The sequence below is a fragment of the Legionella erythra genome (assembly GCF_001467615.1).
Classification (GTDB): domain Bacteria; phylum Pseudomonadota; class Gammaproteobacteria; order Legionellales; family Legionellaceae; genus Legionella_C; species Legionella_C erythra.
This window is the reverse complement of sequence record NZ_LNYA01000030.1, coordinates 100,896-126,469: the sequence shown is the minus strand read 5'-3', so window position 1 is coordinate 126,469 and position 25,574 is coordinate 100,896. Positions and strand designations below refer to the sequence as shown.

Below are 25,574 nucleotides of genomic sequence, written 5' to 3'. Positions count from 1 at the left end.
TGTGACCCATGAAAAACCAAAACGATTTGAACAATCTCTTAAGTGGCGATTTTGAACACCTTAAAAGCCAGGTGCGAAGCCGCATTGGCTTTTACGATCGGGGCGGCTTCCTTGCTTTCATCGACTCCCTGCAAACTCATCTGCATTTGCATCGTTTTATGAGTCCGGATGATTTAATAAAGGCTCTATCCATTATCGAAGGGATTGAAATCAACACCTCGACATACCGCTCTATGCATGAATTGCTGACCAATCAGCGGTATCGGTTATTAGAGGATATTGTTCCGAATGCACCAACGGCTTCAGTACGCATGAAATGCCATTACGGCGACAATTTTTCATCGCTGCTCAGACGCCTTCATTGTTCTTTATTAAGCCAGTTGGAGCTATCGCTGGTTCATATTGACCGGCAATTACCGGTCAGCAAGCTCCATTATGAACAAAACATGCTCGACGAATCCCAGGCTTTTCGTGATTTGGAAAATACCAGCAAAGCCCCGCATTTACCGGATAAATCAACCGCCGTGAAAGATTTCTTTCGCCGGGGTGTTACCCTGTATGGCACAATCATTTATCCATCAAGCAGCGACATTAATCACGATCCAGCGATTATTGATGCTATCGAAGGGTTTGGCCAAAGCAGCATTGGCAGTGAAGGGACGCCAGCCAATAAAATTTATCAGTTTGGCGGCCAGTTTCTCGAAGCGATTATGCTTAATGAATTCAGTCATACAACTGAATTTAAATCGAAGCAGCGTGGCATCCAACCCGGCATAGTCAAAGGCCATATTAACTGGACTAAAGAAAAAGGCACGATAGTCGCTGTAGTGACGCTGGATGTGTATACCATCAATCAATGTGATCTTCGCAGTAAATACGCCATGCAAAAATATTATGCAATAGGCAGCGATGGGATTTCCTTGCTTGAGGTCAGTGACAAGGAGCTTGAGCTTGTCAATAAACGCTGTCGCGATGAGCGACTGGGAGTAACCGAGAATCAGGTCGTCCCCATTTGTACCCTGTCAGCCAAATTGGCTATACCGGTGGATATCAGCACAGGCCGGCATTATTTAAAAGTGACGGACTTTACTGTTTGCTTTAATACCGACGAATTGCACTCAACCCGCGAATATGATCTAAACCAAGCCTTTGAGAATAGAGGGGCTTACTGCTAAAGCCTTTATTTGGGCCGGGAACCGGGAGGGTTTAGTTCACTGTCCGCCTCAGATTGGTCTGCATTGCCTGAATGTTTAAAGAGGCCTGACCCCGATAAATGCCGGGCAGAAACCTCATCACTGGCTTGTGGCCTTACCGATTCATTCAGGGCATTGATTTCATCAGCCGGGCTTAAGGTTTCATCCTCTCGATTGCGATACCGTCTTTCTCTTTCCTTGCCTTTAATGGTTGGCGGCCCTTCAAACTCCCCATCGTCCGAATCATGGCTTTGTTGGGAAGTAGAGCCAAATTGACTGAAAGCGCCCCCCTCGGACAAATCAAGCTCATCCTCCGAATCAAGGCCTTGTTGGGAAGTAGAACCAAATTCGCTCACAACGCCCCCCTCGGACAAATCGAACTCATCGTCGGACTCATTGATCTGTTCCAACTCAGAAAGGGCTTCCGAAAAGAAAAAACTCTCCGTTCTTACACTGGCATCGATGGTTTCAGGGAAATACTTCGCCAGGGTTTGGCTACCCACGGCAACTGGAAAATCAATCTCTACCAGGTACTTACCATCCTGCCCTTTCACCAGCGTGCCCGTTTCTTCCTCATAGACACGAGACAAGGCAAAATTCTGAGGGCTTAATTTGGGCCTGACTAAAATCTCGGAGCGAAGGCTGTTTTCCCGAGCCTTTAAATAATGCAGGAGTTCTTTTTTAAAAAGCGGCAAATCACTGTCATTAATTCGCAGGGTGACAAATTCCTTTTGATGATAAAACTTGGAGGATAAATACGCATCGAGGTTGGTATACATGGCTTTAAACCGCATCGCTTCGGTTTGACTATGAAACAAAACCCCTTTACGCATGATTGTTTTTTTGGCCTCGTCATCATCCGTAACCAGCCACAATTTAACCAAAGGTCCGGCAAAATTACCCTGGGCATTCTTTTTCATCTGCGGTTGTTTTGTTCTATCTATGCCTTCATAAAAGCGACCATTGTTTTTACCCACATTGGTCACCCCATTATGGATTTCCTTGACGGTATGAGTGCTTATATTCATTAAAGTCAAACTGGGATTAACCATCCCTTTGCTGAATCCCGCACCGGCGAGCGCCACCATAGGCGCCGCTTTGAGGAGTTTGTGCGACGCTGAAACCAGGTCCTCCACCTGCCTGTCTCTGAAGCGCTGTCGTTGTGTATTTTCATATAACCATGACGTACTTAAGTACACTTCCACTATTTTCATGAGGATAACCTTAAAGGAACTGTATAAATTTAAGTATACATGGATAATTTTAAAACTTTTTCCATCCCCAGAGATTTGAAGGAAAATTTACAATTGCGATAGATCAACCTGCAGCAAAGACCCGGCAAAGCGCTTTAATCGGTAAACGGCATTAAAGCCTGCCGGGTCTTGGTTATCGAGTGTTACGAATAGGGAACCCTCCTTCTCACTCAAGGGAGAAGGGTGCAGAAGTGCTAACTGATTCGCTTCAAATCAAAATTTGATGGGGAAGCCCTGAACATGGTTGTAATAAACCTCCCCCAGGCGCTCTACAAATTCAAACGACAATTCAAAGTTATGGCGGCTGACGTGTTCAATGTTTAAACCTAAAGGCACCTGGATTTTTTCCTTGTTCATGAATTGCAGGATTTCAAGCAGGTTATTGGTAGCAATTTTTAAGGAACGCCAGCCAATACCAATCTCGGCTTTAAACAATTCATCTTCGACGGTTTTTGGAATAAACACCCCAAGCCAGCGTAAAAAACGGAGATCTTTTTGACTGGAAACCGGGGCAAAGCTTAAGAAAATACGTTTGGGCTCAATCCCTTCCTCGCGACAGGCATAAGCATAATCCCGCAATAAAAATTTAATACTGATGGGATCATAAATAATCTGGCTGGTGAAAAACTCCATGCCATTCAAGCTCTTGGTCAACAGGCGATGGGGTTCGTCCCTGATGGCATCATGGGCTCGTCGGGTTTGAATGGTGATGCCGCCGCAAAAAAGCTCGCGGGCGTGATGACTTCGGATATATTGCAGCATTTCGATCACTGACGGGCCGACGTATTGAATCTTGCTGCTGCTGCCGCCCACCAGGATAACCCCACCGAGATTCTGATGAGCCGATGATTTAAGAAGCCAGGCCTTCTGCTCTTCCCAGTCCTCATAAACCGTACAATGATTGAGAACCACATTGATATTCCGATAAGCCTGCTCCAGCCGCTCGGCAAAATGTCGCGGATCCATTTTCGGAACAAACTCGTCTGTACGTTGCTCATCCTTACTCTCATCCCTGATTTCAGGAATATTAACCCCATCGATATTCACCGGCGTACTGGTTAACAAATCAATGGCACAATCAATATAGGCATCGGTGTTCGCAGCCTTTTCCCCTGGCGGCGGCAATAATTCATAAAAAATCACCGGCATTGAGGCATCCATAATTTTGTCGCGCAGTGTTTTCATAACACCACCCCGCTATCGGCTGTTAAGGAATTTTTCCCGCATGTGTCTCGCCGCCTCCACCATATTGGCTAATGCCGCCTCTACTTCAGGCCAGTTACGGGTTTTCAAACCACAATCCGGATTGACCCACAAACGCTCAACTGGAATCAGTGCCGCCGCCCGATCAATCAGCTGAACCATTTCCTCAACCGTCGGAATGCGGGGTGAATGGATATCGTAAACCCCGGGGCCAATGGCATTGGGGTAGGAAAAATGTTTAAACGCATCCAGGAGCTCCATGTTGGAACGCGATGTTTCAATGGAAATCACATCGGCATCCAGAGCAGCAATGGCTTCGATCACATCATTAAATTCGGAATAGCACATGTGCGTATGAATCTGGGTGGTATCCTGCACTCCGCTTGCGGTTAATTTAAAGCAACGCACCGCTTCCATCAGGTACTCATCCCAGTGACGGCGACGAAGCGGCAACCCTTCCCGAAAAGCCGGTTCATCAATCTGAATCACCCCAATGCCAGCCTCTTCCAAATCCATCACCTCATCGCGTAAAGCCAACCCCAACTGGCGCGCGGTGTGATGAATTGGTTGATCGTCTCGTACAAAAGACCACATCAGAATGGTAATCGGTCCGGTGAGCATGCCCTTGACCGGTTTACTGGTCAATGACTGGGCGTAACGGCTCCAGGACACAGTCATGCTCTCTGCACGGGAAACATCCCCATAAATAACAGGCGGCTTCACGCAACGCGATCCATAACTTTGTACCCAGCCCTGCTCGGTTGAGACAAAACCTTTAAGCTTTTCGCCAAAATACGCCACCATATCTGCCCGCTCCGCCTCGCCATGGACCAGCACATCCAGGCCCAGCGCTTCCTGACGCTGAATCACCTCGGCAATCACTTCCTTAAGGCCCTTATCGTAGTCAGACTGACTAATCCTGTCATTTTTAAAATCGTGACGCAGCTTACGAATAGCCGCGGTCTGGGGAAAGGAACCAATGGTGGTCGTCGGCAATAACGGCAAGGGCATGGCCCGTTGCTGTGCCGCCTGCCGTTGAGCATAGGGGGAACGTTCTGTGTTGAGACCATCCAACGTGCCAAGGCGCGCCTGAACGTCTGGATTATGAATCAGCGGCGACGACTGTTTTTGCTGCATGGCGCGCTGATTCTCAGCCATCACCGCGTCGACCTCATCCCACCCGTTGTTAAAGCCGCGTGCCAGACTGGCAAGCTCCAGGCATTTTTGTTTGGTAAAGGCAAGCCAGGCCTTTATTTGTGGATCAAGTGCAGTTTCCAGATCCAAATCCATGGGTGAATGCAGGAAAGAACAGGAGCCCCCAATCCATAACCGCGATTGCAATTGCTCATGGAGCGGCTCTAAAAAAAGCCTGGCCTTCATCAAGTCGGTTTTCCAAATATTGCGACCGTTAACAATGCCGACAGACAGGCAGCTATCCGAGGGCAGTTGCCGTGCCAGCAATTGGACCCCATCCGGTGCAGCGACGGCATCCACATGCAAGCCGCTGACCGGTAAACGGCTGACCCAATCGCTGTTTTCCTCCAAACCGCCAAAATATGTGGTCAGCAGGATTTTAAGCCCACAGGATTGCAGGCTGTCATAAGCCTGCATAAAGGCATTTTGCCAGGCGAGAGGCAGATCCAGCGTCAAAATGGGTTCATCCAGTTGGACCCAGGTGATATTTTGTGTACTCAATTCAGACAGAAGTTGTTGATAAGCATCAACCAAAGCGGGCAACAGCGTCAGTTTATCAAAAACAGGGTAGGGTTTTCCCAGCCATAAATAACTCAAAGGACCAGGAAGAACGACCTTGACCGGATGATGCTCTCCCCTGGCTTCGTCAATTTCATCCAAAAGCCGCCTGCTGTTGACGACAAAGGCTTGATTCGGTGAAAACTCAGGGACAATGTAGTGGTAATTGGTATTGAACCATTTGGTCATTTCACAGGCCGTCAGCGATTGATGTGTTGTTGAGCGGCCTCTGGCCATGGAAAAATAGGTCGCTAATTCCGTCCCAACCCCAGCAAAACGCTGAGGGATAACCCCCAGGGTCATGGACATATCCAGCATATGGTCATACCAGGAAAAATCACCGACGCTCACCCAGTGAAGCCCCGCTTGAGATTGTATCTGCCAGTTTTCCTGACGTATCCGCTGCCCCGCGGCTATAAGTTCCGCTTCCGAAAGACTCCCTTTCCAATACGATTCAACAGCCAGCTTCATTTGACGGTGGCATCCAATGCGTGGAAACCCAAGGCAGTGCGCTGTGATCATTAACTTCTCCCTGTAATAACCTGATAGTCTTAAACGCCTTCATTTAACTTTAGACGATTAAATGCGAGATGAAATGGAAGCGGTGTTTTTTTGTAAAAAAAGACGCCTCCCACAGAACGGGAGACGAGGATTATTTCAATAACAGCCAGCATTCGGTTAATAATTCGGTCTCAGCCACTTCGTGGTCAAAATTGTAATAGCAAAAGACACAAGGCAAATCGCCCAATTGTTCACCACTTTCAGGTAACCAGTCCCGATAAAGCGCATACACGGTATCGCCAAGGTTATCGCGTGATCCATAGTGCATGGCCGATGCATAACGTCCTGCCGGCAGGTATTTTTCGACCACCCCTTCAAGTGTTAACGACTCCGGGACTTTAATGCCCAAATCCAGACGAAACTGCAGAGGCGGGGTGATTTTCGGATCATCGTAGCCAAAAGCGAAGGCTTCACCGGGTTTTGGTTTGATATTGATGGGTTGCGCCTTGGCCCAGGTCACCAGGTGATTGACGCTTTCCCCGACCAGCCTGGGATCGCCGCGGTGTTCCACAACCGCCAAACGGGTGCGGGGAATGGTTTTAATGGTTACTTGCATGTCAGTTATACCTCGTTTAGGCAAACAATACGGTGGCTCATCCCAATGGGACCACCCTATTCCCTGGCGATATTGGCTCGGACTGTACCCGCAGGCTTTTTTAAAGGCCCGGGTAAACGCCTCGTGGGATTCATACCCCGCATTGATTGCAATGGTCATGATGGATTGCTTTTTATCCACAATCAGCTGATGGGCTGCCCGTTTCAGGCGCAGCCATTTGATGTATTGGGATAATGACAAGCCGGTGAAGACAGTAAATAAACGATGAAAATGGTATTTCGAAATACTGGACACCTCGCTTAATTGCTGAAGTGACAACTCATCATCCAGATGTTTTCCAATGTAGGTTATGGCTTTCTTAAGCCGGGTTTCATATTTCATGTTTCATTTTCAGTTTGTTACCATCAAAGGCTAGACTAACGCGAGACATCCTGTTTTATTTGACCATTTTTGCTTAAATTTGCAATTCCCGTTGACAGGTCGGAAATAAAATAATTTATTGTATAATGATTTTTTTTCAGGGAACGAGGTAAGTATGAATTCTTCAGCCAGTGTAATGAAAACGTTAAAGCAGGATGAAAAAAACTATTATTCGAATGCAATCCTGGAATGGCAGAAAGAGCTTGAGGCTAGCCGGGAGAGTCTGGAATCTGCTTTACGAAGCAACATGAATACACTGACTAGTCCGGCATTGAGCAGCGAGGAAGTCGAAGACCGGATAAAAAAAATAATGGCTATTCTCTCCGCGCCAACTGCCGGCCTGCCTGCCATGATTGCGGATAACGTCGATAATTTATGCAAACGTTTAAACGAATTGGTTGATCTTTACGGTCAGCTACAACCCACCTATATTTCGAAACTAGGAATTCTTTCAAGCCCCAGGGAAACCATCAAAAGCTATTTAAATACGGTGGGCATTCGAGAAACCATCGATCCTGGCATCAATGCCTACCTCCATGTCCAATCCCGGCTCTTGGCTGAACATATTGCTTACTTTCGCGCGCTTAAACAGTCCGAATGGGTTTCTCAAACCCAAAAAAGCAACCCTGAGGCTTCGGTAGACATATTGATGCTCCATCGACATGAAGTCTGCTCTTCCCTGAATAAAGGCCTGGGATTAAAAGAGGATGCAGGCCTTGATGCCTTTACTCTCGGTGCATCCCAATCCAACTTTTCCTTAAACTTAGCCCAGCATTTCAAAACGCAAGCCCTGCTCTATTTCCAACTTCTTCAACCCATCGAAAAAGTTGAACTGAAAGTCTCTCCTGTCGCCAGAGCCTATCAAACGGCCCTGTATGCCAGCTTTGGACCCCGTGTTATCGATGAGGTTACTGTTGATCCGCATTACGCGGAAGTGCAATACAATACGACCGTCATAGCCAGTGGACGAGCATCGCGTCCTTGTTCTGAAATTGCAGTCGATTTTGAAAAAGAAGGCTACTCTGCCCGCTCCACAGAAGACTTTTTTATTCTCGGCGAAAATGCCCTTTCCTTTATGAAGCGTCTCAATATCGCCTATAACCGAATAGCTGGGAGTACGCATTCCTCCAAGAATTCATCAAATATGCGTATTGTCATGGGTCATGGCACCATGAACATGCACCTGCTTAAGCATCTTCGCTACCACACCACCAGCAACAACATTCCGGCTGAACCGCCGACACTGGATTTCGGTGGTTATTGTTTTCTGCTGATTACCCGGCAGGATAATCGCATTATAGCCGTGGATTATAAAGGCAGTTTTGATCGCTATGGCCAACAGGCGCAGGAAAAAAAGCCGTTGACCTCAATTAAAACCCTTTCAAGCTCCGATTACATCCAGCGTCTTGACAAGGAATACATCCCTCAGGCGATGCCCCCGGAACTCAAGGCCTGCCTGTTATTTCATCGCTGCCTCATCGATACCAATGAGGAAGCAGTCAAAGCCATATTTAAAAGTACCGATTTTGTTGATGTCATGCTGGACAACATCAGTCTGCTGGACTTCCATCAATTGCAGAGGTCTTTTCTTATCCTTAAAGCCCTCGCTGAAACGCAGCTGCAACGCCTTGAGACTCGTATAGAAAACGAGAGTGGGTATAGCTTCTCGTCCTTTTTTGCTTCGGTTAAAAATGCAACCACCGGTAAGCCCCCTTCGCCTCAATTCCTGATTCTTAAACAATTGATTAAGATTATGGGGGCTATTACAGGCAGCGACCAATTATCGGCATTGGACGAATTGGTAAAAAATTCAGAGACGACCTGCTTTGAGGGCAAAGTAACCAACCTTTGCCGGGCCGTGCGAGAGTGGGAGACAGGGCGCAGACAAAACGAGCAACCGCTTAAACTAAAAGACGAAAAAATAGAAAAGAAGGAAGAAAAAAAAGAAAACGAAGAAGAGGATGACAGCCATTCCGATGCGGCCTATCAGGCATTGGATACGCTTTATAAAGGGTAATCCTGACCATGTTAAACCATGTGGTATCGGCTATTATTGATAAAAAACCTGATAAGGATTATCAATGGCCGTCACCACAGGGTTATCCGGTAATGAAATTTTCTGCTTGGCTACCAAAGGCTATGCCCCAGGCAATATCGTTGTAGGGAACAGCACCCATTCTTTAGGCATATTGGGCAGTATTGGCTCCGGGTTTAAATCCATGCTGGGTGGCGAACTCACTCAGATTACCCAATTGATTGAGGAAGGCCGAAAAACAGCATACCAACGACTGTTGCAGGAAGCCAATAATCATGGGGCGACCGGCATTACCGGCGTCAACAGCCATTTGATTTTTCATGGTTCCAATATTGAATTTTTAGCCATAGGCTCAGGCATTCATGCCACCAGTGCCGCTCCCAATAAATTTTCAACGTCAGCCGATGGTCAGGAATTATATGCCCAGCTTGATGCCGGTTATCGACCCATTTGTTTCGCTTTCGGCAACGTCGCCTATTCCATGGGTATAGGCCGCGGTCTTATGGGTGGTTTGAAAACCTTAGGCCGTGGAGAAATCAAAGAGTATTCCCATATATTTAACCACACCCGCCATCTGGCCCTGTCACGCATTGTCGGCCATGCCGTAGAACATAATGCCAATGCCGTGCTTGGCATCCGTACCACCATTTTACCCTTTGGCGGTGTGAATGAAATGTTAATGATCGGTACGGCTTCATACAGCACCCAATTGCCTGGTGATAAAATGCAGGACCCTGTCACCAGCGACATGACGAACATTGAAATGTGGAACATGGCGAATAGGGGTTATGCCCCCCTGCGCCTGCTCCTTGGCACATCGGTTTACTCCTTGGGATTTATTGGCGGCATCACGTCCGCATTAAAATCCTTCGTTCGCGGCGAAATCACTGAATTAACCACTCTGCTGTATGATGCCCGCGAAAACGCCTTAAACATCATTAACGAAGAGGCTAAAGCCATCGGTGCCGATGATGTGGTTGGCGTCAAAACCTACGTTTATCAACTGGGCAATGGCTTGATAGAGTTTCTAGCTATCGGAACGGCAGTTAAAAAATTAAGCACAGTTAAAACCGAGTCCGAGCAACTCATTCCTCAGGCTATTGTTGTGGATCAGGATACGTTTTACAGTTCCAATGAAGGCGTTGGCAGCATCAATATCAACCGTGGTGAAAAACCCATTAACGCCGGCAGTAAAATCAATTTCATGATCATTTTCGCTATTTTGATTTTTACCATCCTTTTTCCACATATTATAAAAGCATTATTTCAATGAACAGGTGAGAAAACCGCGACCAAGCCGCGGTTTTCTCACACCATTACCGCCCATCCACCGCACCAGCCGGCAACGACGATTGCCCCCCGGGGCAGAAAACAATCTGATAGCTGGTTCGTGTCGTTGCACCCGGGTTACAGGTAAACGAACTGGAGGGGTCGTCAAACTGATAAGAATAGGCGGTTGGACAGGCTTTCTTCAGCCACAGAATAGCATTTTGGCCCGTAACCTCGGTGCCCGCTGTATTGGTCCAGTCAGCATTGGTGCCAGCACAACTGGCATTGACCGCCGTAGGAACACTGCTGTTCGGCCAATCGACACAGCCGCAGCAATTGGCCAGATTAGGCAAGCCACTGTTGTAGCAGGTATTGGCTGAATCATTGCTGGTAACCTGGCAAGCCAGCAGATTACCGAAAATAGCTGGATTACCGCCAAAGGTTCCGTAATTTTTGGCCGAGATAGTCGTCATCGGGGTGCCAATATCGTATTTGGTATAAAGATTCTGGCTGCCCCACTGGCCATTTAAAGGGTAGCCTACGAAATTGGTAATGGCCGTGTAACCGATGAAATCGCCGCAGCGTCGGTTTATAGGCGCATTGGCAGGCACGCTGTTAAACGCCATACCGCAAACCTGACCGTTCGAACAATCACTGTCGCTTAAGCAAGCGTCATCAGCACCCGCACTGACCCAAACCACATCCACCGCCAATACCCCCGAAAAGGATGGATCAAATGCCCAGGGACACGACCCCAAGCTGTTGCCCGGCGGCTGAATCAGTGCCCCAGCACCGGTGCATTGGAATGGCGCACCGCTGCAACAGGCCCAAGACCCTTAATTTCAACCGGCACATTCATGCCGTTGATCACAGACACATCATATACACCATCCGTGGCCGGTGTTGAATTAATGGTAAATTCAAACTTGGTGTACGGAGGCGATGGCTGATCCAGCGCCCCGCCCCTTACCACGCAGGTACCGGACGTGGCTGACAAGGTGTTGCACATGCCCGTCTCACAGGCAAAATTGATCCCGTCAGACGCACACCCGGTTCTAGGCCAAATAGCACCATTGATGTAAGCGCTCACGGTCAAATCGATGGTACTGGGCAATTGACCGGTTACCTGTTTGGGCAGGAGGTAAGCACTCGCTGGCGCGCCGCCGCTGTTCTGGCTTCCCGGGGTGGGATCGGGTGAAAAATTACCCCCGGAGCCATTGGCAATGCCATACCAGACATTAAAGGGGCACTGGTTGACAAAGTGGACGGTATGGCTGCTGCTGTTGTTGGCACGCACAGGCGCTGAAGTCGACGCGCTGGCCGTAACGCCGCCAGCCAGGACTTGAGCTTCTATTTTCATGTCCTGCGCCGTGTCGTTCGGAATCACGGAAGCAATAACATAACACTGCCCCTGTGCAGGCAAGGTTTGCCCTGAACAGGTATCATAAAGCGGCAAAACCGTGGTTGTGGCACTCTGGCCGCTGTTCGGAGTAAAGCTTGTCGCCACCTGCACCTGGCCCAACGTGGCGGCCGTGGCGCTGCACTCGTTCTCAAAAATAAATTTAACCGTGTTGTCGCTGTACTGGTAAGTCACGGCTGGCAAAGGCAGTGCTGTTTGCCCATGCACGGTGCAACTGCCGCTACCCTGCTCGACCAGCGCCGAGGCGAGCACCTGCGCTGATTTCGTGCCGTAGGTAAACAAACCGCGCAAAGCCAGTTGCCCCGCATGGGTTGGAGTAATTTGCCCTGTAACCGTACAGGAAGCCTGCGGCTGTAAAACCACAGGCACACCGGGCGTGCCACAATTATTTTCCAGCACGGCCACATTCGCAACGCCAGGTGTCACGCTGACAATGTCTGCCCCCATGGCATTACCGGCAAAACCTGTAACCGCTGCATTGCCGGCATTGGTGTAAGTCAGGGTAAAATCAGGCGTTTGCAAAGGATTGAGCGTCATGACAGCAGGCAAACCGGCGATACTGCCCTGTACGGCGCCTGCCGGCGCAGCCGTACCCTGTGCCCTGAGCGTGGGCAGGGGAATGCGATTATTGTGATAGCCGTATGTTAATTGCAGTGTTGACACGTCCGCTTCTGAAGGGGAAAAGCCAATGGTGATATGACAGCGGCCGTTTGGTGCAAGGTTTTTGCCGGCACAGCCATTTACCACCGAAAAGTTACCCCCTGTGGACGTGATGGACGTCACAATTGTAGCCGCCAGAGGCAAATGATTAGTTAGCGTATAGGTAACATGCGATTGATGCCCGACCTGGGTTGGGCTGAAACCGCCTGCGGGCGTCAATGTCCATGAAACCGGATCCGACGCAAACGCGGCATTAAAAAAAGCCAACAATGCCAGGCTTAAAAAATGATTGGTTTTATGCATAACGATCTCTTATTTTGATAAATAGACTGGGGGTTGGCCAAACAGATAAGTCAGACTGAGCAGGCCTGAATGCGTGCGGTAATGTCCGGCATTTAACTGCTCCTGTGACCAGGTCAATTCCCCTGATTTTGAAGTTACCGTACCCCAATCCCTGAACTCATAGCCAAGCGACACCGTTATTTTTTCTGTCAGTGTAAAATCAAGGCCCGCACCCAGGCTGTAGGTGAAATGGGTGGACGTGTGGTTTCGAAACCAGGGACTAGTTCTTGGTGTAACCCCGGAAAAAGGCGTTTCCCGGTAATGGGATGCCGTATTCCATGCCGATCCGATACTTCCCTCGAAGTAAGGCAGCAAACGCTGGTACTGGATAAGATTCGTGCGTGCGAAGAGGGCCAGAACCTCGCTTTCAACAGCCCAGGTATATCGGTAATTGGTAAATTGCGGTAAGGAATATTGCGTAATGGTGCCATTTATGTCATTGCTGAATAAATGCTGATAATTTAATCCAACGCTTACAGCCGGCAGGCCGATTTGGCGGCGATGCCAATTGTACCCGGCCGCCAGATTGACGCTCGTTGCCGTCTTTTTGCTGGTGGAATACAAATCGACATGGAGAGGCGACGGAAAGCCGGAGCCATTGTCAATGGCCATTGTCCGATTAAAATCAGGCTCACCCAGGCCAAGGCCCGCACGAACAAACCAGCCCCGCCCCTCAAACCCCGCATCCGGCGTTGCCAGCAAGGGCGAGGTTAAGAACAGGCAACCGGCGCCCAAACAACATGTTATATACTTCATATCTCATCCCTGTCCTGTCTTTACTTCACACGCATAAAGACTTTTTCCTGAAAAGACTATCTTACCCTACTCTACGGGCGATTGCAGCCATGCCGGCTTTGTAGTAGTTTGTTTTATTGCGGCCCTCACCGGAGATAACCATGCGCGCCCGATCAATACCTGCCTTGATGATTGCCTTAGTCTTTTATTCCACCGCCTGCTTGTCTAACCCTATGCTTAAAACAGAATCGGATGCTGCCCGTATTCATATGCTGGAAAGAGCACTCGCCCCTGAAACAGCAGAAGGTGCGGCCAATCTGTTTGCCCTGGCTAATAAAAATCGCAATGGTGCTGTGCAGTTTATGTTGTTCTCCCAGGCTTTGAAGGAAAAATACAAAGAGGCATGGCCTTCCTGGGTTTCCGGAACATCCAGTCCCTGGATTACCTCGTATACCATTAAAAAAACCGTAGAGAAAAGCAACGTATGGCAATTTGAAATCACCTATCAATGGGCCACATCTTCTGGACCGTTCAATCCCCCATTGGTGCAAACGGTCCAGATTGAACCTGTACCTGAAAACAGTGATTCCTCACAACAATTTCTGATTACGTCTCTTGAGGAAAAACCTTGGATACGCAGGTAGCCCCGGTCCCTTTATAAGGTTAAGTCACCGCCAGCTGAAAATTTTTGGTCCAATTCGTGAATGAATTTTTCAAATGGCGTATTGCTTTCTTTAAACAACCGTAATGACGATGCCTCTGGGGCAGGAGACAGGCTGACAAGCCATTGCCCCAGTCCATTTTTTTTCGTTTTAATCCCCTGGATAAAATGCTCCCTTTCCGCATCCGGCAAAGACTGAAGGTAGGTCAGCGCCGCCGCCTGCAGGGCCTTCGCCTCCAGGTTTTTAGGGGTTGCCGTGCCCTCGGGCTGATGAAGCAGCATAATCGCCACCCAATCCCATTTTTTTCTATGGGCTGCAAGCGATAGCGGTGTCGTCCCCTGAGCAGAGGACTTCATGAAATCAGCGCCATGGTGGGCTAGCGCTTCAATTACTTGCCCATCGATATCGCCTCTGACTAAAGCATGAACGGGCGTTTCGCCAAAGTCATCAGCTTGATTTAACCCGTTGGCATCCTGATTAACCAGGGCAAACAATACGCCCAGCTTTACCTGCCTTGCCGCCTTGAAAAGCGGTGATTCGACCTTCGGTAAATTAGCCCAAATCTCTTTATAGGAAACCAGTGTTCTGACAAGATGTGCATGATCATTGAGGATGATTAAATCAAGGGGAGAAAAACCCAGGGCCGTTGCCTTTATCAAGTCATGCGCATTTTGTGAGGCAAGGAAGGCTAGAGCCTCTTCATGCCCGTATTGGGCAGCATAAAGCAATGGCGTGTAACCGTCATTATCCTCCACCCGAAGGTATTTCCTGTTCAACGCGGATACCTGCTTTAAGGTTTTAACATCCCCATGCATGGCCGCCACATGTATAAGCCGGGTACCTCCAGTTTGTACCGACGTCTTTTTTGTTGCCTTTTCTGCCTCTTTTGCAGTGATTACCCGGGTTTGCTTAAACGCATCAAACTGCGCGCGAACCGATTTAAGCAAAGGGTTGCTGCCCACTGAAAAAATCTGCACGTCAAAGGCGCTGGTCGATTGGTCATGAAACGCTTTGATTATCTCAGACGCTATCTGTTTAAAAGGGACTTTTTTAGTGGGTAATTGATTGGGATCCGTCAAAAGCCAGGCCTTTTCATCCGGAAGGTATTTGATGCGCAGGCGATGAAGCGGGCTGTAGAGGCTGATGGACAACCGGGTATTTGTTTTATCACCGGCTTCTTTCTCATAATCAGTTAAAATCTGGCTTAATTTTTTTAAATAATCCTTTAATTTTTTTTCATTGCCTATAAACGGATCAGAGTACACTTTTTCGACGCCGCCCAATTGAGTGATTTTTTGGGAGCCGATAATCCGGGATAATTTTTCAACATCGGCTTTTGCAATAAATACGTCAAAAAACTCACGGTACCGATCAGTATGGTGGGCGAGTTCTATATCGGCAAAGAAGGCATCGATAGCCAGGATATTTTTTTCAAATGCCGTTAATTTTTTATGCTTTTTCACTTTATCACGAATCAGACGGAGCATTTCCCTGACATCGGTTGTGTTTTCATAGGTTATTTTTCCGGCATGGAGTTCATTGATTAATGCTATGCGTTTATCAAACCGCTCCTCGTCATCGGCAAGTTCCGCAAACGCCACCATACAAATGAGTCCCGCACAGATTCCCTGATTGTTTGCGGTGTAACCGAATTTTTTCATTACTGAAATTAACGGCGCTTGGGTTGACGGCATCATCTTGACCAAAAAAAACAACATATCTCATCAGTATAATACAAACCAGACCACGTCAGGCTTCAGTCATCACCATAAACCGTCGATTGTTCTGCCAATCCCCCTCATCTGTGGTTCCTAATGGATGCCCACTTCTTTTTCTATTCCGAATTCTTGTTAAACAGATGATATTATCTTATGATCACGCCGCCTAACGCCTTGATTCGTCATAAAAAATGGAAACCGCCCGCTTACAGGAAGTAACCAAAAGCAAGCTCCCTTTTCTGGTGCTTTTTCGTCTTGCCTTGCCAATCAGTTTAAGCCGTTTGCTTCATGTGTTTGGCCATTTTATCGTGATGATGATGGTGGCCCGCCAGGGCGACGATCAACTCGCGGCAGGTTCCCTCGCTATTTCAAGTTACATGACGGTTTTAACCCTGACCTCGTCCATTTTTTACGCCATTGGCATCCTTATCCGCTCGCAACCACAACCATCCGCCCAAACCGGCAAACTCATCAGTAATGCCCTGTTCCTGGCAACAGCTCTAGCCCTTCCTGGGGCGCTAAGCCTGATTTACATGGACAAGCTATTGCTCTTATTGCATCAGGATACAGCCCTTGTCGCTTTAACACGGGAATACTTTTTCTTCTCAGCCTTAGGCCTGTTTCCCATGCTCTGGCTCACCGTCATCCTGCAATTTTATTTAGGCACTGGCAAGGCACAGGTTGCTCTATGGCTTGAAATGCTTGGCCTGCCCTTAACCCTCCTCATCGCCTACATGCTGGTGCCCGGGCATTTTGGTTTGCCGCAATGGGGACTCGCAGGCGTCTCATTAGCCAGTTTGATGGTACAGATGATTCTACTGTGCGGAGTACTTTACTTTCTCCTGCGGAAAAATCCCTTGCTGCGGCGTTTTTCCCTGACAATCGATTGGCCTCTTTGCACCAAAATCCTCAAACTAGGCCTGCCGATTGGTATTCAATTTGGTGGAGAATTGGCAGTAATGGCCTGCGCCACTTACCTGATGGGTTATTTTGGCACCAATGCCCTCGCCGCCCTGCAAATAACCAATCAGTACGCGTTGGTGGTTTTTATGCTTAATTTTGGCCTATCCCAGGCTCTGGCATTAACGATTAGCGAAGCACAGCGAACGCAGTACGCCCCTGTTTCAGCCATTATCCTGGCCGCGTTATGTCTTTTTGCAGCGTATATCGTGCCAGTAATTGTGGTCTTTGCGGTTTTCTCCAGGCAATTAACCTGTTTTTATATCGGTACGGATTCCTTTCCTCCTGCTTTTTATGCGCTGTCAACGGCATTCTTTTTATTGAGTGCTGGTTTTCTTGTGGTCGATGGGTTACGTAACCTGCTCACCTGTGCCTTGCGCGGCTTCCACGATTCACGAAACCCAGGCCGGATTAATTTACTGTCCCTTTGGGGGGTGTCATTGCCCTTAAGTGCTGTCGCAGCATTTGGTTTGCATGGCGGCCCCATTGGTTTACGTCTTGGGTTTTTAAGCGGTTTTATTGTTGCTGTCATGCTGTTAAGCCACAACCTCCTGCAAAAACTTAAACGCGGCGATTACCTTAAATCATTCATACAAAAGGAAGGTGACTATGCCTAAAACACAAGGTATTTTCTGGTTAGCGTCTTATCCGAAATCCGGAAATACCTGGTTTCGTATTGTTTTATCCAAATTACTTCAACCCGCGTCCGAATTGAGCCTCATCAATGACATGGACAACATTCTTGGCTCCCCGATGGTGGCTAACCGCGGGTGGATGAACAAAGCCTTAGGCTTTGACAGCGCCACCTTAAGCGATGACGAGGTGGATAAGCTACGCCCCAAAGCCTATGCCTCATTTGCAGCAAGGCTTGAGCACCCGGTGTATATAAAAGTACATGATGCTTATACGTTTATCAATGATGATCAGCCACTCTTTCCCAGTGAGGGTTGTCTGGGTGCAATTTATTTTATCCGTAACCCGCTTGATGCGGCGATTTCAATGGCACATCACGTGCAATGCCCCCTGGACTGGAGTATCCATATGATGGGGCAAGCCGGCTTTGAAGTACCCCTGCCCGGGCAACGGGATAAGCAATTACGCCAGAAATTATTATCCTGGTCCTTGCACGTTGAAAGCTGGACGCTGTTACCGGATTTTCCGGTGTTGGTTCTTCGTTATGAAGACATGTTAACGGATCCGCTGGCCACCTTTGGTAAAGCCTTGCAATTTTTAGGTCTTGACTTCACCCAGGCAGCGGTTCTTAATGCCATTGAGAATTCGTCATTTGATAAACTTCAGGCGTTCGAGCGCCAGTTTGGTTTTAAGGAAAAGCAAAACGGTCCCTTTTTCCGTAAAGGCATTGCCGGCGATTGGCGTAATACTCTAACAGAAACACAAGTGCGCCAAGTGGTGACGCAGCATGCCCCCATCATGCAACAGTATGGTTACCTGGATGGACAGGGCCGCCTGGTTGAAAACTCAGCGCCAGGTGTAAAAAATCCCGCTCCCGTTTAGGGGAACGGGATTTTTGCAAGGTAAGCGTTGTCACGCGTAATGCCCAACGTTTTGGCATAAGCATTGTCAATATTAAGGCCATTGCGGAGTGACATATGGGCAAAGAAATCGGGACTCATCACTTTGGTCAGATGAAGCCCCAAGGCTTCATCGTAAGCATGATAATAGAAAATATCCATACTCAAGGCGCTTAAAGCGGACAGTACTTCGTCATAACGGTATTCTTTCAGTTGCTGCAAATCAGCCACGGTCGCTATTTTGCAGGGTATGGGTGTTTTAAAAAATGGAATCGTTTCCTTCACCCCCGCGTGGTTGCATTGCTGAAACTGCAGGTGGTAGCCAGAACCAGCTTTGTTGGCCAACCCCTCAGAGCACTCCATGTTATACAAAAAGGTATAGCATTGGTACAGTTCCTCCAGAGAGGAGGTTAGGGCCTCGGTAAGCGTCAAACCACTGCTTGAACCTATGGAGTATTGCACCATGTCCTTAGGTGAGTGGGCGAAATAAAACATGATCACCGTATGCCCAGGCAGATGATTGCCATTGGCAAAAATAAACAGGCTGCCATTGTCGAGCAACCGCTCGGTCAATTCCCTATAAGGGGTGACTTCTTTTAGAATGAGTGGATCTATGGCATATTGGCAGCGTTGTGAAAGCCAACTGCCCAATAGCGCCTGCCGTTCAATAAATTCCATCAGCGAATTATACAGGGCCTTTTCACGCACGGGATGAGACGCACAGGCGCAGCTGTCACTGAAGTAAAGGTAAGGTACATCCTCTTTCTGGCCATTTAAGGAAATGGCATTATAGAAATAATCAACCGGCGCATGATCAAACAGATTAAAGACCGTGGTAAAAGCAAAGTGATGCGATAGGCAGGCCGCAGTTTCCTTGCCTTCCTGACAAAGTGAAAGTAATTTTTTTTGCCAGGCAAGCGGCCTCACATCAGTCAGTTTCTTCACATCATCCACAGGCACTTTGGTAAACAAATGGTTGCGTTCGTGAAACTCCCCATAGGCTTTTCTTGGTAAATTAAGACCAATCCCCGTGCTGCCCCCGTAGCTGATGATACCGTCTATAACCGCTGAACGTGGTGTAGACAGGTTATTTTCCATGCACAACTTGAATTTAGTGGCATGATGAATGGAGGCATGGGATACAGAGGCATAGGGTAAATGCTTTTGCCGGCTTGAATTTAACTCAGTCATGGGGCGCACCGTATCCAAATAATTGCATGGTTAAAGGCAGGTATACAGCTGGATCCAAATCCAGCGCATACAGTAGTTCGTGATCACTGAACGATGACCAGACGGTGCTTCGCAACCCCAGATTCTGGGCTGTCATCAAGGCCTGCTGATACATCGAACCGGCCTCCATGACGGCATGGCGATAACCGCGGTAACGGTATTTAAAAATGGCTTTACCCACATGGGCAATATAAACCACAGCGAATGCGGGGAAACAGTCTGGCTCAATTAATCCGTGCAGTAATGGCTTAAACAAGTCGCTTGGCATTTTCTTGATTAATTGCAAGGTTTGGCTAATCGGCCTGAAATGATAGGCGCCTGAACAAAACGCCGCTGTTTGATTGATGCGCTCCTCAAATAAGAACACCAGGGGTTCAACCGGGTATAAGCCCCCTGCCGAGGGATAAGGACGATGATTGGCTTCGTTGGGTGAAAATGAATGAATCAGGAGTGTTTCAATCAATGAAAAATCCACAGGGCGTTGTGCAAAGCGTGTGGTCGAGCCATCACGGGAAAAAAAGGCGTCTTCTTCTGTCTGACAATCTTTATCGTGATGATGGAATGGAGACATCTCACACTCGGTGAACTGGACCCGGCTAATGGCACGTTGATCCACATTGGTTATGGCTAAATGACCAAAATCGAGTAAGGTGATGCTTTCTTTCGCATGTGTTCTGAGAATATCCTGATAGACCTGCGCATCCAGATGCCCTTCCACCAGTCCATTGATAAAGGGTTTTTTAACTGCGGCGCTCATTCAGCCCGCTCCTCTTGGCGATTGGACAAATCAAGCCGCATGTCTTCTTCGGCAAATGGTGAATGCACTGCAATCTCCTGATGCACGGTAAAACTGCTTAAATCCACATGCCAGAACCAATTGATTTTATCGAGCGGGGTTGGCGCTCCCCACATGGAAGTAAACTGCGCAGCAAATTGATGCAGGCAGTAAGCAATATAGCCTTGTTGGCAGGGATTGACGGGTGAATCAGGAAATTGCTCACTCCCCTGCTTTAAAAGTTCACGGTAAAACAACAACCAATTATTTTTGGTCGCTGGAATATCGCCCTTAAGGTAGCCGATTAACTGATGAAGATTAGAGAAATGACTGGGTAAACCACTGCCTTTGTAATAAAGATTATCAATGATGAGCAGCTTGTGCAGCACGCCAGCGGTAATTAAATAAACCTGTGGCGGCAGATGGCGGTACAAGGTTTTAAAATCGGCATGCGAGTAGTTTTTTCGATAAAAGATAACCAGGCTTGACGGGGAATAATGGCGCTGTGGCAGGGGCACACACTGGCAATTATACTCCTTCGCCAGGGTCTCCTGAAGTAATTGTGCCACCAGAGGATCATCGCTATTAATATAAATTACCGGGAATTTTCTTGCCTGCATGGGTTTTAAGACATTAAGCTGGCTGATTAACACTTTTTTAAGCGCCTCCATCTCAACCCCATGTGTCATTGCAAGGGCTGTCAATTGCTCCTGACTGATTTCAAGCAGCGGTTGATTTTTTAAGGCATACAATACCGACTTCAGGGTTTGGCTCGGAATTTTGATGCCCTTGCCGTAACTACTCAAATACAATTGCAGATCCGTTTCAATCAATTGATAATCATTAATGATGTACACCGCATTTATCCTTATACAAACGTCACGATACTGCCTAAAGCGAGGCTTCAACGCAGGCTTTTTTTGCCACGAGCCTAGACCGTGGATCCCTCTGAAAAACGACCACTTTTTTTTCAATCAAGCGGTCAAAGGCGGCACGCTCATTGGCATTGAGTTGTTGATAATAGAGTCTTTTTTCAGCCTTTAGCCGTTCAACCAAGGTACACTCCTCTGCATCGGAAAGACGCTTATTGAGAAAACTGCGATGGTATTTTAAATCATAGGTATTGCCCTTGGTTTCCAATGACTGAATGGCTGGCGTTAAAAATACCTGGACCTCATTGAGCAACGCCTCTTTCTTTTCCTGGCTGAAAGACAGCAGTCTGCCCTCAAAATAACAGGTATGACACCCCTTGAGCGCGGCCATGACAAACGCCTGTTCCGCTGAAAAAACATCAAAGCCTTCCTGCACAATATCGACACAGAGAAGCGTGTGGTGTTCCTGAATGGCCAGGGTTTGTTTAAGGACATTGGACACCAGAGCCTGCACACGTTGCCGGGCGGACGATAAGCGAGATGGGGACATCGCGGAGGCGGAAGCATAAATCATGCGGTTGCGATCAATGTAACAGGCTTCGGTTGCCACTTTCTCGGTCGTAAACATATACGGGACCGCACAGTCAGTGCTTATGACCATGCCGCATTGATAAAGCAGCTGTTCGATTTTCGCATATAGAAAATCATCCGCCTTGCCGACTGGCAATGGCTTTAGAATGTCTGTGATTTTTTCCTGAGCCAGGATCAAACGCGGCCGCCAGGACAAAGCATAGGGATTCTCACAGGCCAGCCAGTACATGGTGGCATTTATCCAAAAATACAATGCATTGTCATAGTCGCCTTTCGCTTCATACACAGCGCCTAAGTTCATGTGGTAATAGATTTGATCGTAAACGGTATAACCCCCACCGCCGATTTCATGATAGGCGAGTTCATAATAAGCCAATGCCTGCTCAAATTGTTTGGCTTTTTTATACAGGCGCGCAATGTTGATATAATTCACGTATTTAAGGCCAGCAACGGTGATTTGATGATCCTCGATGTATTTCTTAATGCGCATTTCCAATGTTAAAGCGGTTTCTTCCTGGCCTTTAAGGACTAGAAACAACGCATAAAGATTGAGGCGATAAAGTGAATTTTCATCGCTAAGCGGCATGTCCTCATGAACCTGGCACGCTTTAAAGTGATGTTCGGCCACAACCAGATTGCGCGTCAGCGTGGCCGAATAGGCTTTTATGAAGTGCAGGCTCGTCACATCCTCTTTGCTTAAGGATAAAAATTCCTGCGGTAATGTAAAGGCCGTGACGTCTTCATACTGATGGGCAAGGAAACGGGTCAATAACAGGTGCATTAACAGGCTTTCCTGCTGCAGCGTTGATAAATTATCCCGCGCCAGCACGTCTGTCAGCGCACGGCTTCCTGCTTCAGGCGCGCCAGCCTTAAGGCACACCCAGGCATAACCGATGAGTCTTTGCACGTCGGCTTCCGTGAGCGCCGCGTCATACTCAAAACTAAAATCAAAGCCCATCGCCTTAAGCACCGCCTGATTATCTTCCGGTTCCATTGAGCCGGCCGGTTCGGTTTGATAGCGGATATCCCAATCCAGCGCATCCTGAGCAACAGTCAATACCTGCTTAAGGTCCTCAAGGTGTTTAGCGTCCACATAAAAAATAAAACGCAGGGAGACTAAACGGTTTAAGAATAGAAACAAATAGAGATTATCTTTACTTAACAGACCTTTTGCTGTTTGCACATGCAATTCCAGCGTTTCCACCCCGTTTTCTCGAAGCAAAGCCTGTAGTTTTAGACTTAATGCCTGGGCCCGAATGGCGGTTGGCTGGCCTAGGGATTCGAGATTAATCCAATCGTTGATTGTGCTCAGTTCAGAGACGGGGGTAAAAACCATCTTTGGCAGAGCGGGCGAAGAAGACAAGGCTTTGGCCATATCCACAAAGGCTTGAAAAGGGCAAAGGAAAGGAGCATTAAGGCTTACAGTTAACTTCATTTTACACCGTCTAGACGTGAATAAAGCGACAGGCCCGTCGCAGGTAGAATTTGCAACGGGCTATCAGGCGTTTGTTACATCAAACCCTAAGCCTGACGAGACGTCAGACTTTAGCGGGATAACATCCGGGATTTACTTCGCAGCATCCGTTGTATCAGTCATTTCTGACGTGGCGGCGGTGCAACAGCAGCAGCAAGAAGACAGCGATGGCTCGAAGAACTCACTGTCATCAAACAATACTTCCGCTTCAAGATTATCCTGACGGTTTAAATTGTCCATAATGTTAGCTTCCTTAGGTTAATTAAACGGGTAATGCGTAGTTAATACCGAGACTTAAATTCAAATCACCGTCACCAAAGGTTCTGCTGACAGGGATTTGGTATTCCAGGTTGAACTTCGCACCAAAATTATTGGCGAAGCGGTACATGACAAAGCCTTCAACCAAGGGATTAATCTGGGTGCGACCCTGGAATGTTTCAGAGACCGGGTTATCAGCTGCAATATGAATGCGTGCTTCCCCTTTGTTCAACGTCTCAACGATTGCACCGGCGCCCAGCCCATAAGAAAGCTGATTAATATTTCCCCATACTTTATCAGCAGTAAAGGCCAGCTTTGCAGGCTGCAGCTCAATAACAGTACCCGCCGTGTAGTTGGTTTCTTCCTTGCTTTCATAGAGACTGTATCGGGCATTTAACAGCCAGCTTGGGAAATAGAAAGACAAACCCATGTAACCGCCCCAGAAATTTTTGGGGTAAAAATTGTTGGGGTTAATGGCAAATCCAGCCGGGGTTACGGGGGTAAAGGATTCAGCGAAAACGGCGCTATCTTTATAGAATGCGTGGGTATAAGCCAAGCCGCCTTCTATTAAAAAAAACTTTTCTGATGTAACCACAGGGCCCATCGTTCCTGCAAACGCTGATGTTGATGCTATAGCCAGAGCTAAACCGATTTTACTTTTCATTCAGAGTCCTTCTGTGATGATAATTTTAAAGATACTTCGGAGAGTTTCAGAGGCCGCCTATTGTCCGAATAGAGCCGCATCCAGTGTGATCTGTTTAAAGATCATGAGCTCATTGTAAAGAGCAAAAAAATCTTTGTAAACAGTTACCTGCATTTCATCGCCGTGGTTCAGGGAATTTTAAGCCAAGCCACTAAAAATCAAATCAGGCTGACTAACAAAAAGGCCGAGACTGACTTACAATAATATTATTCCTGGTCACTTGGATTTTCTATGTCAGATTATAATGTAAGGCTTCAATGGCAACGGGTAACACCTGATTTTCAATACCATTCCTATGACCGCAAGCACACCATCTATTTTTATGGCGGCCCTAAAATCGATATCAGTTCATCGGCCAATCTGGTTCGCAACCCCCAATTTCAGACCCCGGAAGAATTATTAACCGCCGCCGTGGCCAGTTGTTTTTTACTGACTTTTCTGTCCCTGTGCTGTAAGCAGGGTTATGTGGTTAATCACTATAACGACAAGGCCACCTGCATTCTTGATGAAACCATCCGGGCTGTTTCCGAAGTTATTCTTCGACCTGAAATCTGCTTCCAAAATGATAAAAAACCGGATGAGGGGTCTTTACAAAAGTTGTTGAAGGACGCGCATGCGGCGTGTTTCATCGCCAATACGTTAAAAGCCGACATTTCGGTGAACCCGGTCATTTTGTCCGAATAATGGGATAAACCATGCTCCGTATCGCTATTATTGGTTGCGGTATTGCAGGGCCTGCAGCGGCGCTTTTCCTCAAAAAAACAGGGGCTCACGTGACTGTTTTTGATAAAGTCAGCCAGTTAACCCCCGTGGGTGCCGGTTTTCTCCTGCAACCAGCAGGCCTTCATATCCTGTCAGAGCTCGGCATCGTCAAACCCCTGCTTGATAAGGGAGTTCCTATTCACGGACTGTACGGTAGAAACCATAAAAACAAGGTTGTACTGGATTTAAAATACCGGGATTTAGTCCCGCATCACATGGGTCTGGGTATGCATCGCGCCGTGCTTTATGACGAATTATTCACGGCCATGCAATCACGCGGCATCATCATTAAAAACCCCTGTGAAATCAGCTGCATCGAAAACGAGCCGCATCAGGTGCAGTTGTTTGACCGGGAAGGAAATCACTACGGCCCTTATGATTGTGTCGTTATCGCCGATGGCTCACGCTCGACGCTTCGCCATGGCCTGAACATCCCTATCCGGGTAAAGCCCTATGCATGGGGCGCTTTATGGGCCATTGGGGAAGATCGAGAAGACCGGTTTAACCACACGCTGGAGCAGGTTTACCATCAAACGGAGATCATGGCCGGGATGCTGCCGATGGGATATAAAGACGGCAGGCGATTAATGAGTTTTTTCTGGAGCCTTAAGCGCGACCAATTCAGCCAATGGCAAAAC

22 protein-coding genes are annotated in these 25,574 nt (G+C 47.8%); 8 read left to right on the top strand and 14 right to left on the bottom strand.

Annotated elements, in window-relative coordinates; translation table 11 throughout:
* The first annotated feature begins 8 nt into the window (after positions 1 to 8).
* Entirely contained in the window at positions 9 to 1,175 is a 1,167-nt protein-coding gene (locus Lery_RS09805; protein ID WP_058527081.1) for a hypothetical protein, read from the top strand.
* 5 nt (positions 1,176 to 1,180) lie between these two features.
* On the opposite strand, the gene Lery_RS09800 is transcribed toward Lery_RS09805, so the two are convergent.
* The 4 genes from Lery_RS09800 to Lery_RS09785 form a co-directional block, all read right to left on the bottom strand.
* Complete coding sequence (locus Lery_RS09800; protein WP_058527080.1) at positions 1,181 to 2,407, bottom strand: hypothetical protein; 1,227 nt, start codon at positions 2,405 to 2,407, stop codon at positions 1,181 to 1,183.
* Between the two features lie 252 nt (positions 2,408 to 2,659).
* Positions 2,660 to 3,631 carry a hypothetical protein gene (locus tag Lery_RS09795; RefSeq protein WP_058527079.1) on the bottom strand — a complete coding sequence of 324 codons (972 nt, stop codon included), beginning with the start codon at positions 3,629 to 3,631 and terminating at the stop codon, positions 2,660 to 2,662.
* 12 nt (positions 3,632 to 3,643) lie between these two features.
* Positions 3,644 to 5,923, bottom strand: coding sequence for a 5-methyltetrahydropteroyltriglutamate--homocysteine S-methyltransferase (gene metE, locus Lery_RS09790; protein WP_058527078.1), 2,280 nt, complete (start codon positions 5,921 to 5,923; stop codon positions 3,644 to 3,646).
* Between the two features lie 130 nt (positions 5,924 to 6,053).
* The gene (locus Lery_RS09785) at positions 6,054 to 6,899 is read right to left on the bottom strand and encodes an AraC family transcriptional regulator (protein WP_058527077.1); all 846 of its coding nucleotides are present in this window, start codon (positions 6,897 to 6,899) and stop codon (positions 6,054 to 6,056) included.
* 154 nt (positions 6,900 to 7,053) lie between these two features.
* On the opposite strand from Lery_RS09785, the gene Lery_RS09780 reads away from it, so the two are divergent.
* Positions 7,054 to 8,955 (top strand): hypothetical protein, encoded by a 1,902-nt coding sequence (locus Lery_RS09780; protein ID WP_058527076.1) that lies wholly within the window; start codon positions 7,054 to 7,056, stop codon positions 8,953 to 8,955.
* Between the two features lie 64 nt (positions 8,956 to 9,019).
* The gene (locus Lery_RS09775) at positions 9,020 to 10,246 is read left to right on the top strand and encodes a heavy metal-binding domain-containing protein (protein WP_058527075.1); all 1,227 of its coding nucleotides are present in this window, start codon (positions 9,020 to 9,022) and stop codon (positions 10,244 to 10,246) included.
* A 43-nt stretch (positions 10,247 to 10,289) separates the two neighbouring features.
* Here the strand turns inward: Lery_RS09775 and Lery_RS09770 are convergent, their stop codons facing one another.
* Genes Lery_RS09770 through Lery_RS09760 form a run of 3 tightly spaced genes read right to left on the bottom strand, consistent with a single transcriptional unit; the run spans position 10,290 to position 13,420 of the window.
* On the bottom strand, positions 10,290 to 11,000 hold the full coding sequence (locus Lery_RS09770; protein ID WP_131751009.1) for a thaumatin family protein: 711 nt from the start codon (positions 10,998 to 11,000) through the stop codon (positions 10,290 to 10,292).
* A gap of 20 nt (positions 11,001 to 11,020) precedes the next feature.
* The gene (locus Lery_RS09765; protein ID WP_058527073.1) at positions 11,021 to 12,625 is read right to left on the bottom strand and encodes a thaumatin family protein; all 1,605 of its coding nucleotides are present in this window, start codon (positions 12,623 to 12,625) and stop codon (positions 11,021 to 11,023) included.
* Between the two features lie 9 nt (positions 12,626 to 12,634).
* Positions 12,635 to 13,420, bottom strand: a complete 786-nt coding sequence (locus Lery_RS09760; protein ID WP_058527072.1) for an outer membrane protein — start codon at positions 13,418 to 13,420, stop codon at positions 12,635 to 12,637.
* Positions 13,421 to 13,560: 140 nt separating this feature from the next.
* On the opposite strand from Lery_RS09760, the gene Lery_RS09755 reads away from it, so the two are divergent.
* Positions 13,561 to 14,043 (top strand): hypothetical protein, encoded by a 483-nt coding sequence (locus Lery_RS09755; RefSeq protein ID WP_237759202.1) that lies wholly within the window; start codon positions 13,561 to 13,563, stop codon positions 14,041 to 14,043.
* Positions 14,044 to 14,054: 11 nt separating this feature from the next.
* On the opposite strand, the gene Lery_RS09750 is transcribed toward Lery_RS09755, so the two are convergent.
* A complete protein-coding gene (locus Lery_RS09750; RefSeq protein WP_058527071.1) occupies positions 14,055 to 15,779 on the bottom strand; it encodes an ankyrin repeat domain-containing protein in 1,725 nt (574 codons plus the stop codon).
* 191 nt (positions 15,780 to 15,970) lie between these two features.
* On the opposite strand from Lery_RS09750, the gene Lery_RS09745 reads away from it, so the two are divergent.
* Both Lery_RS09745 and Lery_RS09740 read left to right on the top strand, forming a co-directional pair.
* The gene (locus Lery_RS09745) at positions 15,971 to 17,356 is read left to right on the top strand and encodes an MATE family efflux transporter (protein ID WP_058527070.1); all 1,386 of its coding nucleotides are present in this window, start codon (positions 15,971 to 15,973) and stop codon (positions 17,354 to 17,356) included.
* Positions 17,349 to 18,254, top strand: a complete 906-nt coding sequence (locus Lery_RS09740) for a sulfotransferase domain-containing protein (RefSeq protein ID WP_058527069.1) — start codon at positions 17,349 to 17,351, stop codon at positions 18,252 to 18,254. The genes Lery_RS09745 and Lery_RS09740 overlap by 8 nt, the downstream gene beginning before the upstream one ends.
* Here Lery_RS09740 and Lery_RS09735 read toward each other — a convergent pair.
* The 6 genes from Lery_RS09735 to Lery_RS09715 form a co-directional block, all read right to left on the bottom strand.
* The gene (locus Lery_RS09735; RefSeq protein WP_058527068.1) at positions 18,251 to 19,462 is read right to left on the bottom strand and encodes a YcaO-like family protein; all 1,212 of its coding nucleotides are present in this window, start codon (positions 19,460 to 19,462) and stop codon (positions 18,251 to 18,253) included. The two genes, Lery_RS09740 and Lery_RS09735, sit on opposite strands and share 4 nt — an antisense overlap.
* Complete coding sequence (locus tag Lery_RS09730; RefSeq protein WP_058527067.1) at positions 19,455 to 20,258, bottom strand: SagB/ThcOx family dehydrogenase; 804 nt, start codon at positions 20,256 to 20,258, stop codon at positions 19,455 to 19,457. Before Lery_RS09730 ends, Lery_RS09735 begins: the two co-directional genes overlap by 8 nt.
* Positions 20,255 to 21,133, bottom strand: a complete 879-nt coding sequence (locus Lery_RS09725; RefSeq protein WP_058527066.1) for a hypothetical protein — start codon at positions 21,131 to 21,133, stop codon at positions 20,255 to 20,257. The genes Lery_RS09730 and Lery_RS09725 overlap by 4 nt, the downstream gene beginning before the upstream one ends.
* A gap of 34 nt (positions 21,134 to 21,167) precedes the next feature.
* Complete coding sequence (locus Lery_RS09720) at positions 21,168 to 23,174, bottom strand: tetratricopeptide repeat protein (protein WP_058527065.1); 2,007 nt, start codon at positions 23,172 to 23,174, stop codon at positions 21,168 to 21,170.
* Positions 23,175 to 23,306: 132 nt separating this feature from the next.
* Positions 23,307 to 23,453, bottom strand: coding sequence for a hypothetical protein (locus Lery_RS15310; RefSeq protein ID WP_156412488.1), 147 nt, complete (start codon positions 23,451 to 23,453; stop codon positions 23,307 to 23,309).
* 22 nt (positions 23,454 to 23,475) lie between these two features.
* Entirely contained in the window at positions 23,476 to 24,135 is a 660-nt protein-coding gene (locus tag Lery_RS09715) for a hypothetical protein (RefSeq protein WP_058527064.1), read from the bottom strand.
* Positions 24,136 to 24,405: 270 nt separating this feature from the next.
* On the opposite strand from Lery_RS09715, the gene Lery_RS09710 reads away from it, so the two are divergent.
* Together Lery_RS09710 and Lery_RS09705 are read left to right on the top strand one after the other, a co-directional pair.
* Positions 24,406 to 24,858, top strand: coding sequence for an OsmC family protein (locus Lery_RS09710; RefSeq protein WP_058527063.1), 453 nt, complete (start codon positions 24,406 to 24,408; stop codon positions 24,856 to 24,858).
* An 11-nt stretch (positions 24,859 to 24,869) separates the two neighbouring features.
* The coding region (locus tag Lery_RS09705; protein ID WP_156412489.1) for an FAD-dependent oxidoreductase at positions 24,870 to 25,574 on the top strand (705 nt) is incomplete at its 3' end.

Bases quoted from the DNA above. Each gene is read 5' to 3' on its own strand.
- Lery_RS09780 (WP_058527076.1), top strand. From the start codon at position 7,054: ATGAATTCTTCAGCCAGTGTAATGAAAACGTTAAAGCAGGATGAAAAA.
- Lery_RS09735 (WP_058527068.1), bottom strand. From the start codon at position 19,462: ATGACTGAGTTAAATTCAAGCCGGCAAAAGCATTTACCCTATGCCTCT.
- Lery_RS09795 (WP_058527079.1), bottom strand. From the start codon at position 3,631: ATGAAAACACTGCGCGACAAAATTATGGATGCCTCAATGCCGGTGATT.
- Lery_RS09740 (WP_058527069.1), top strand. From the start codon at position 17,349: ATGCCTAAAACACAAGGTATTTTCTGGTTAGCGTCTTATCCGAAATCC.
- Lery_RS09765 (WP_058527073.1), bottom strand. From the start codon at position 12,625: ATGCATAAAACCAATCATTTTTTAAGCCTGGCATTGTTGGCTTTTTTT.
- Lery_RS09760 (WP_058527072.1), bottom strand. From the start codon at position 13,420: ATGAAGTATATAACATGTTGTTTGGGCGCCGGTTGCCTGTTCTTAACC.
- Lery_RS09730 (WP_058527067.1), bottom strand. From the start codon at position 20,258: ATGAGCGCCGCAGTTAAAAAACCCTTTATCAATGGACTGGTGGAAGGG.
- Lery_RS09775 (WP_058527075.1), top strand. From the start codon at position 9,020: ATGGCCGTCACCACAGGGTTATCCGGTAATGAAATTTTCTGCTTGGCT.
- Lery_RS09750 (WP_058527071.1), bottom strand. From the start codon at position 15,779: ATGTTGTTTTTTTTGGTCAAGATGATGCCGTCAACCCAAGCGCCGTTA.
- Lery_RS09745 (WP_058527070.1), top strand. From the start codon at position 15,971: ATGGAAACCGCCCGCTTACAGGAAGTAACCAAAAGCAAGCTCCCTTTT.
- Lery_RS09710 (WP_058527063.1), top strand. From the start codon at position 24,406: ATGTCAGATTATAATGTAAGGCTTCAATGGCAACGGGTAACACCTGAT.
- Lery_RS09785 (WP_058527077.1), bottom strand. From the start codon at position 6,899: ATGAAATATGAAACCCGGCTTAAGAAAGCCATAACCTACATTGGAAAA.
- metE (WP_058527078.1), bottom strand. From the start codon at position 5,923: ATGATCACAGCGCACTGCCTTGGGTTTCCACGCATTGGATGCCACCGT.
- Lery_RS09720 (WP_058527065.1), bottom strand. From the start codon at position 23,174: ATGAAGTTAACTGTAAGCCTTAATGCTCCTTTCCTTTGCCCTTTTCAA.
- Lery_RS09805 (WP_058527081.1), top strand. From the start codon at position 9: ATGAAAAACCAAAACGATTTGAACAATCTCTTAAGTGGCGATTTTGAA.
- Lery_RS09715 (WP_058527064.1), bottom strand. From the start codon at position 24,135: ATGAAAAGTAAAATCGGTTTAGCTCTGGCTATAGCATCAACATCAGCG.
- Lery_RS15310 (WP_156412488.1), bottom strand. From the start codon at position 23,453: ATGGACAATTTAAACCGTCAGGATAATCTTGAAGCGGAAGTATTGTTT.
- Lery_RS09800 (WP_058527080.1), bottom strand. From the start codon at position 2,407: ATGAAAATAGTGGAAGTGTACTTAAGTACGTCATGGTTATATGAAAAT.
- Lery_RS09755 (WP_237759202.1), top strand. From the start codon at position 13,561: ATGCGCGCCCGATCAATACCTGCCTTGATGATTGCCTTAGTCTTTTAT.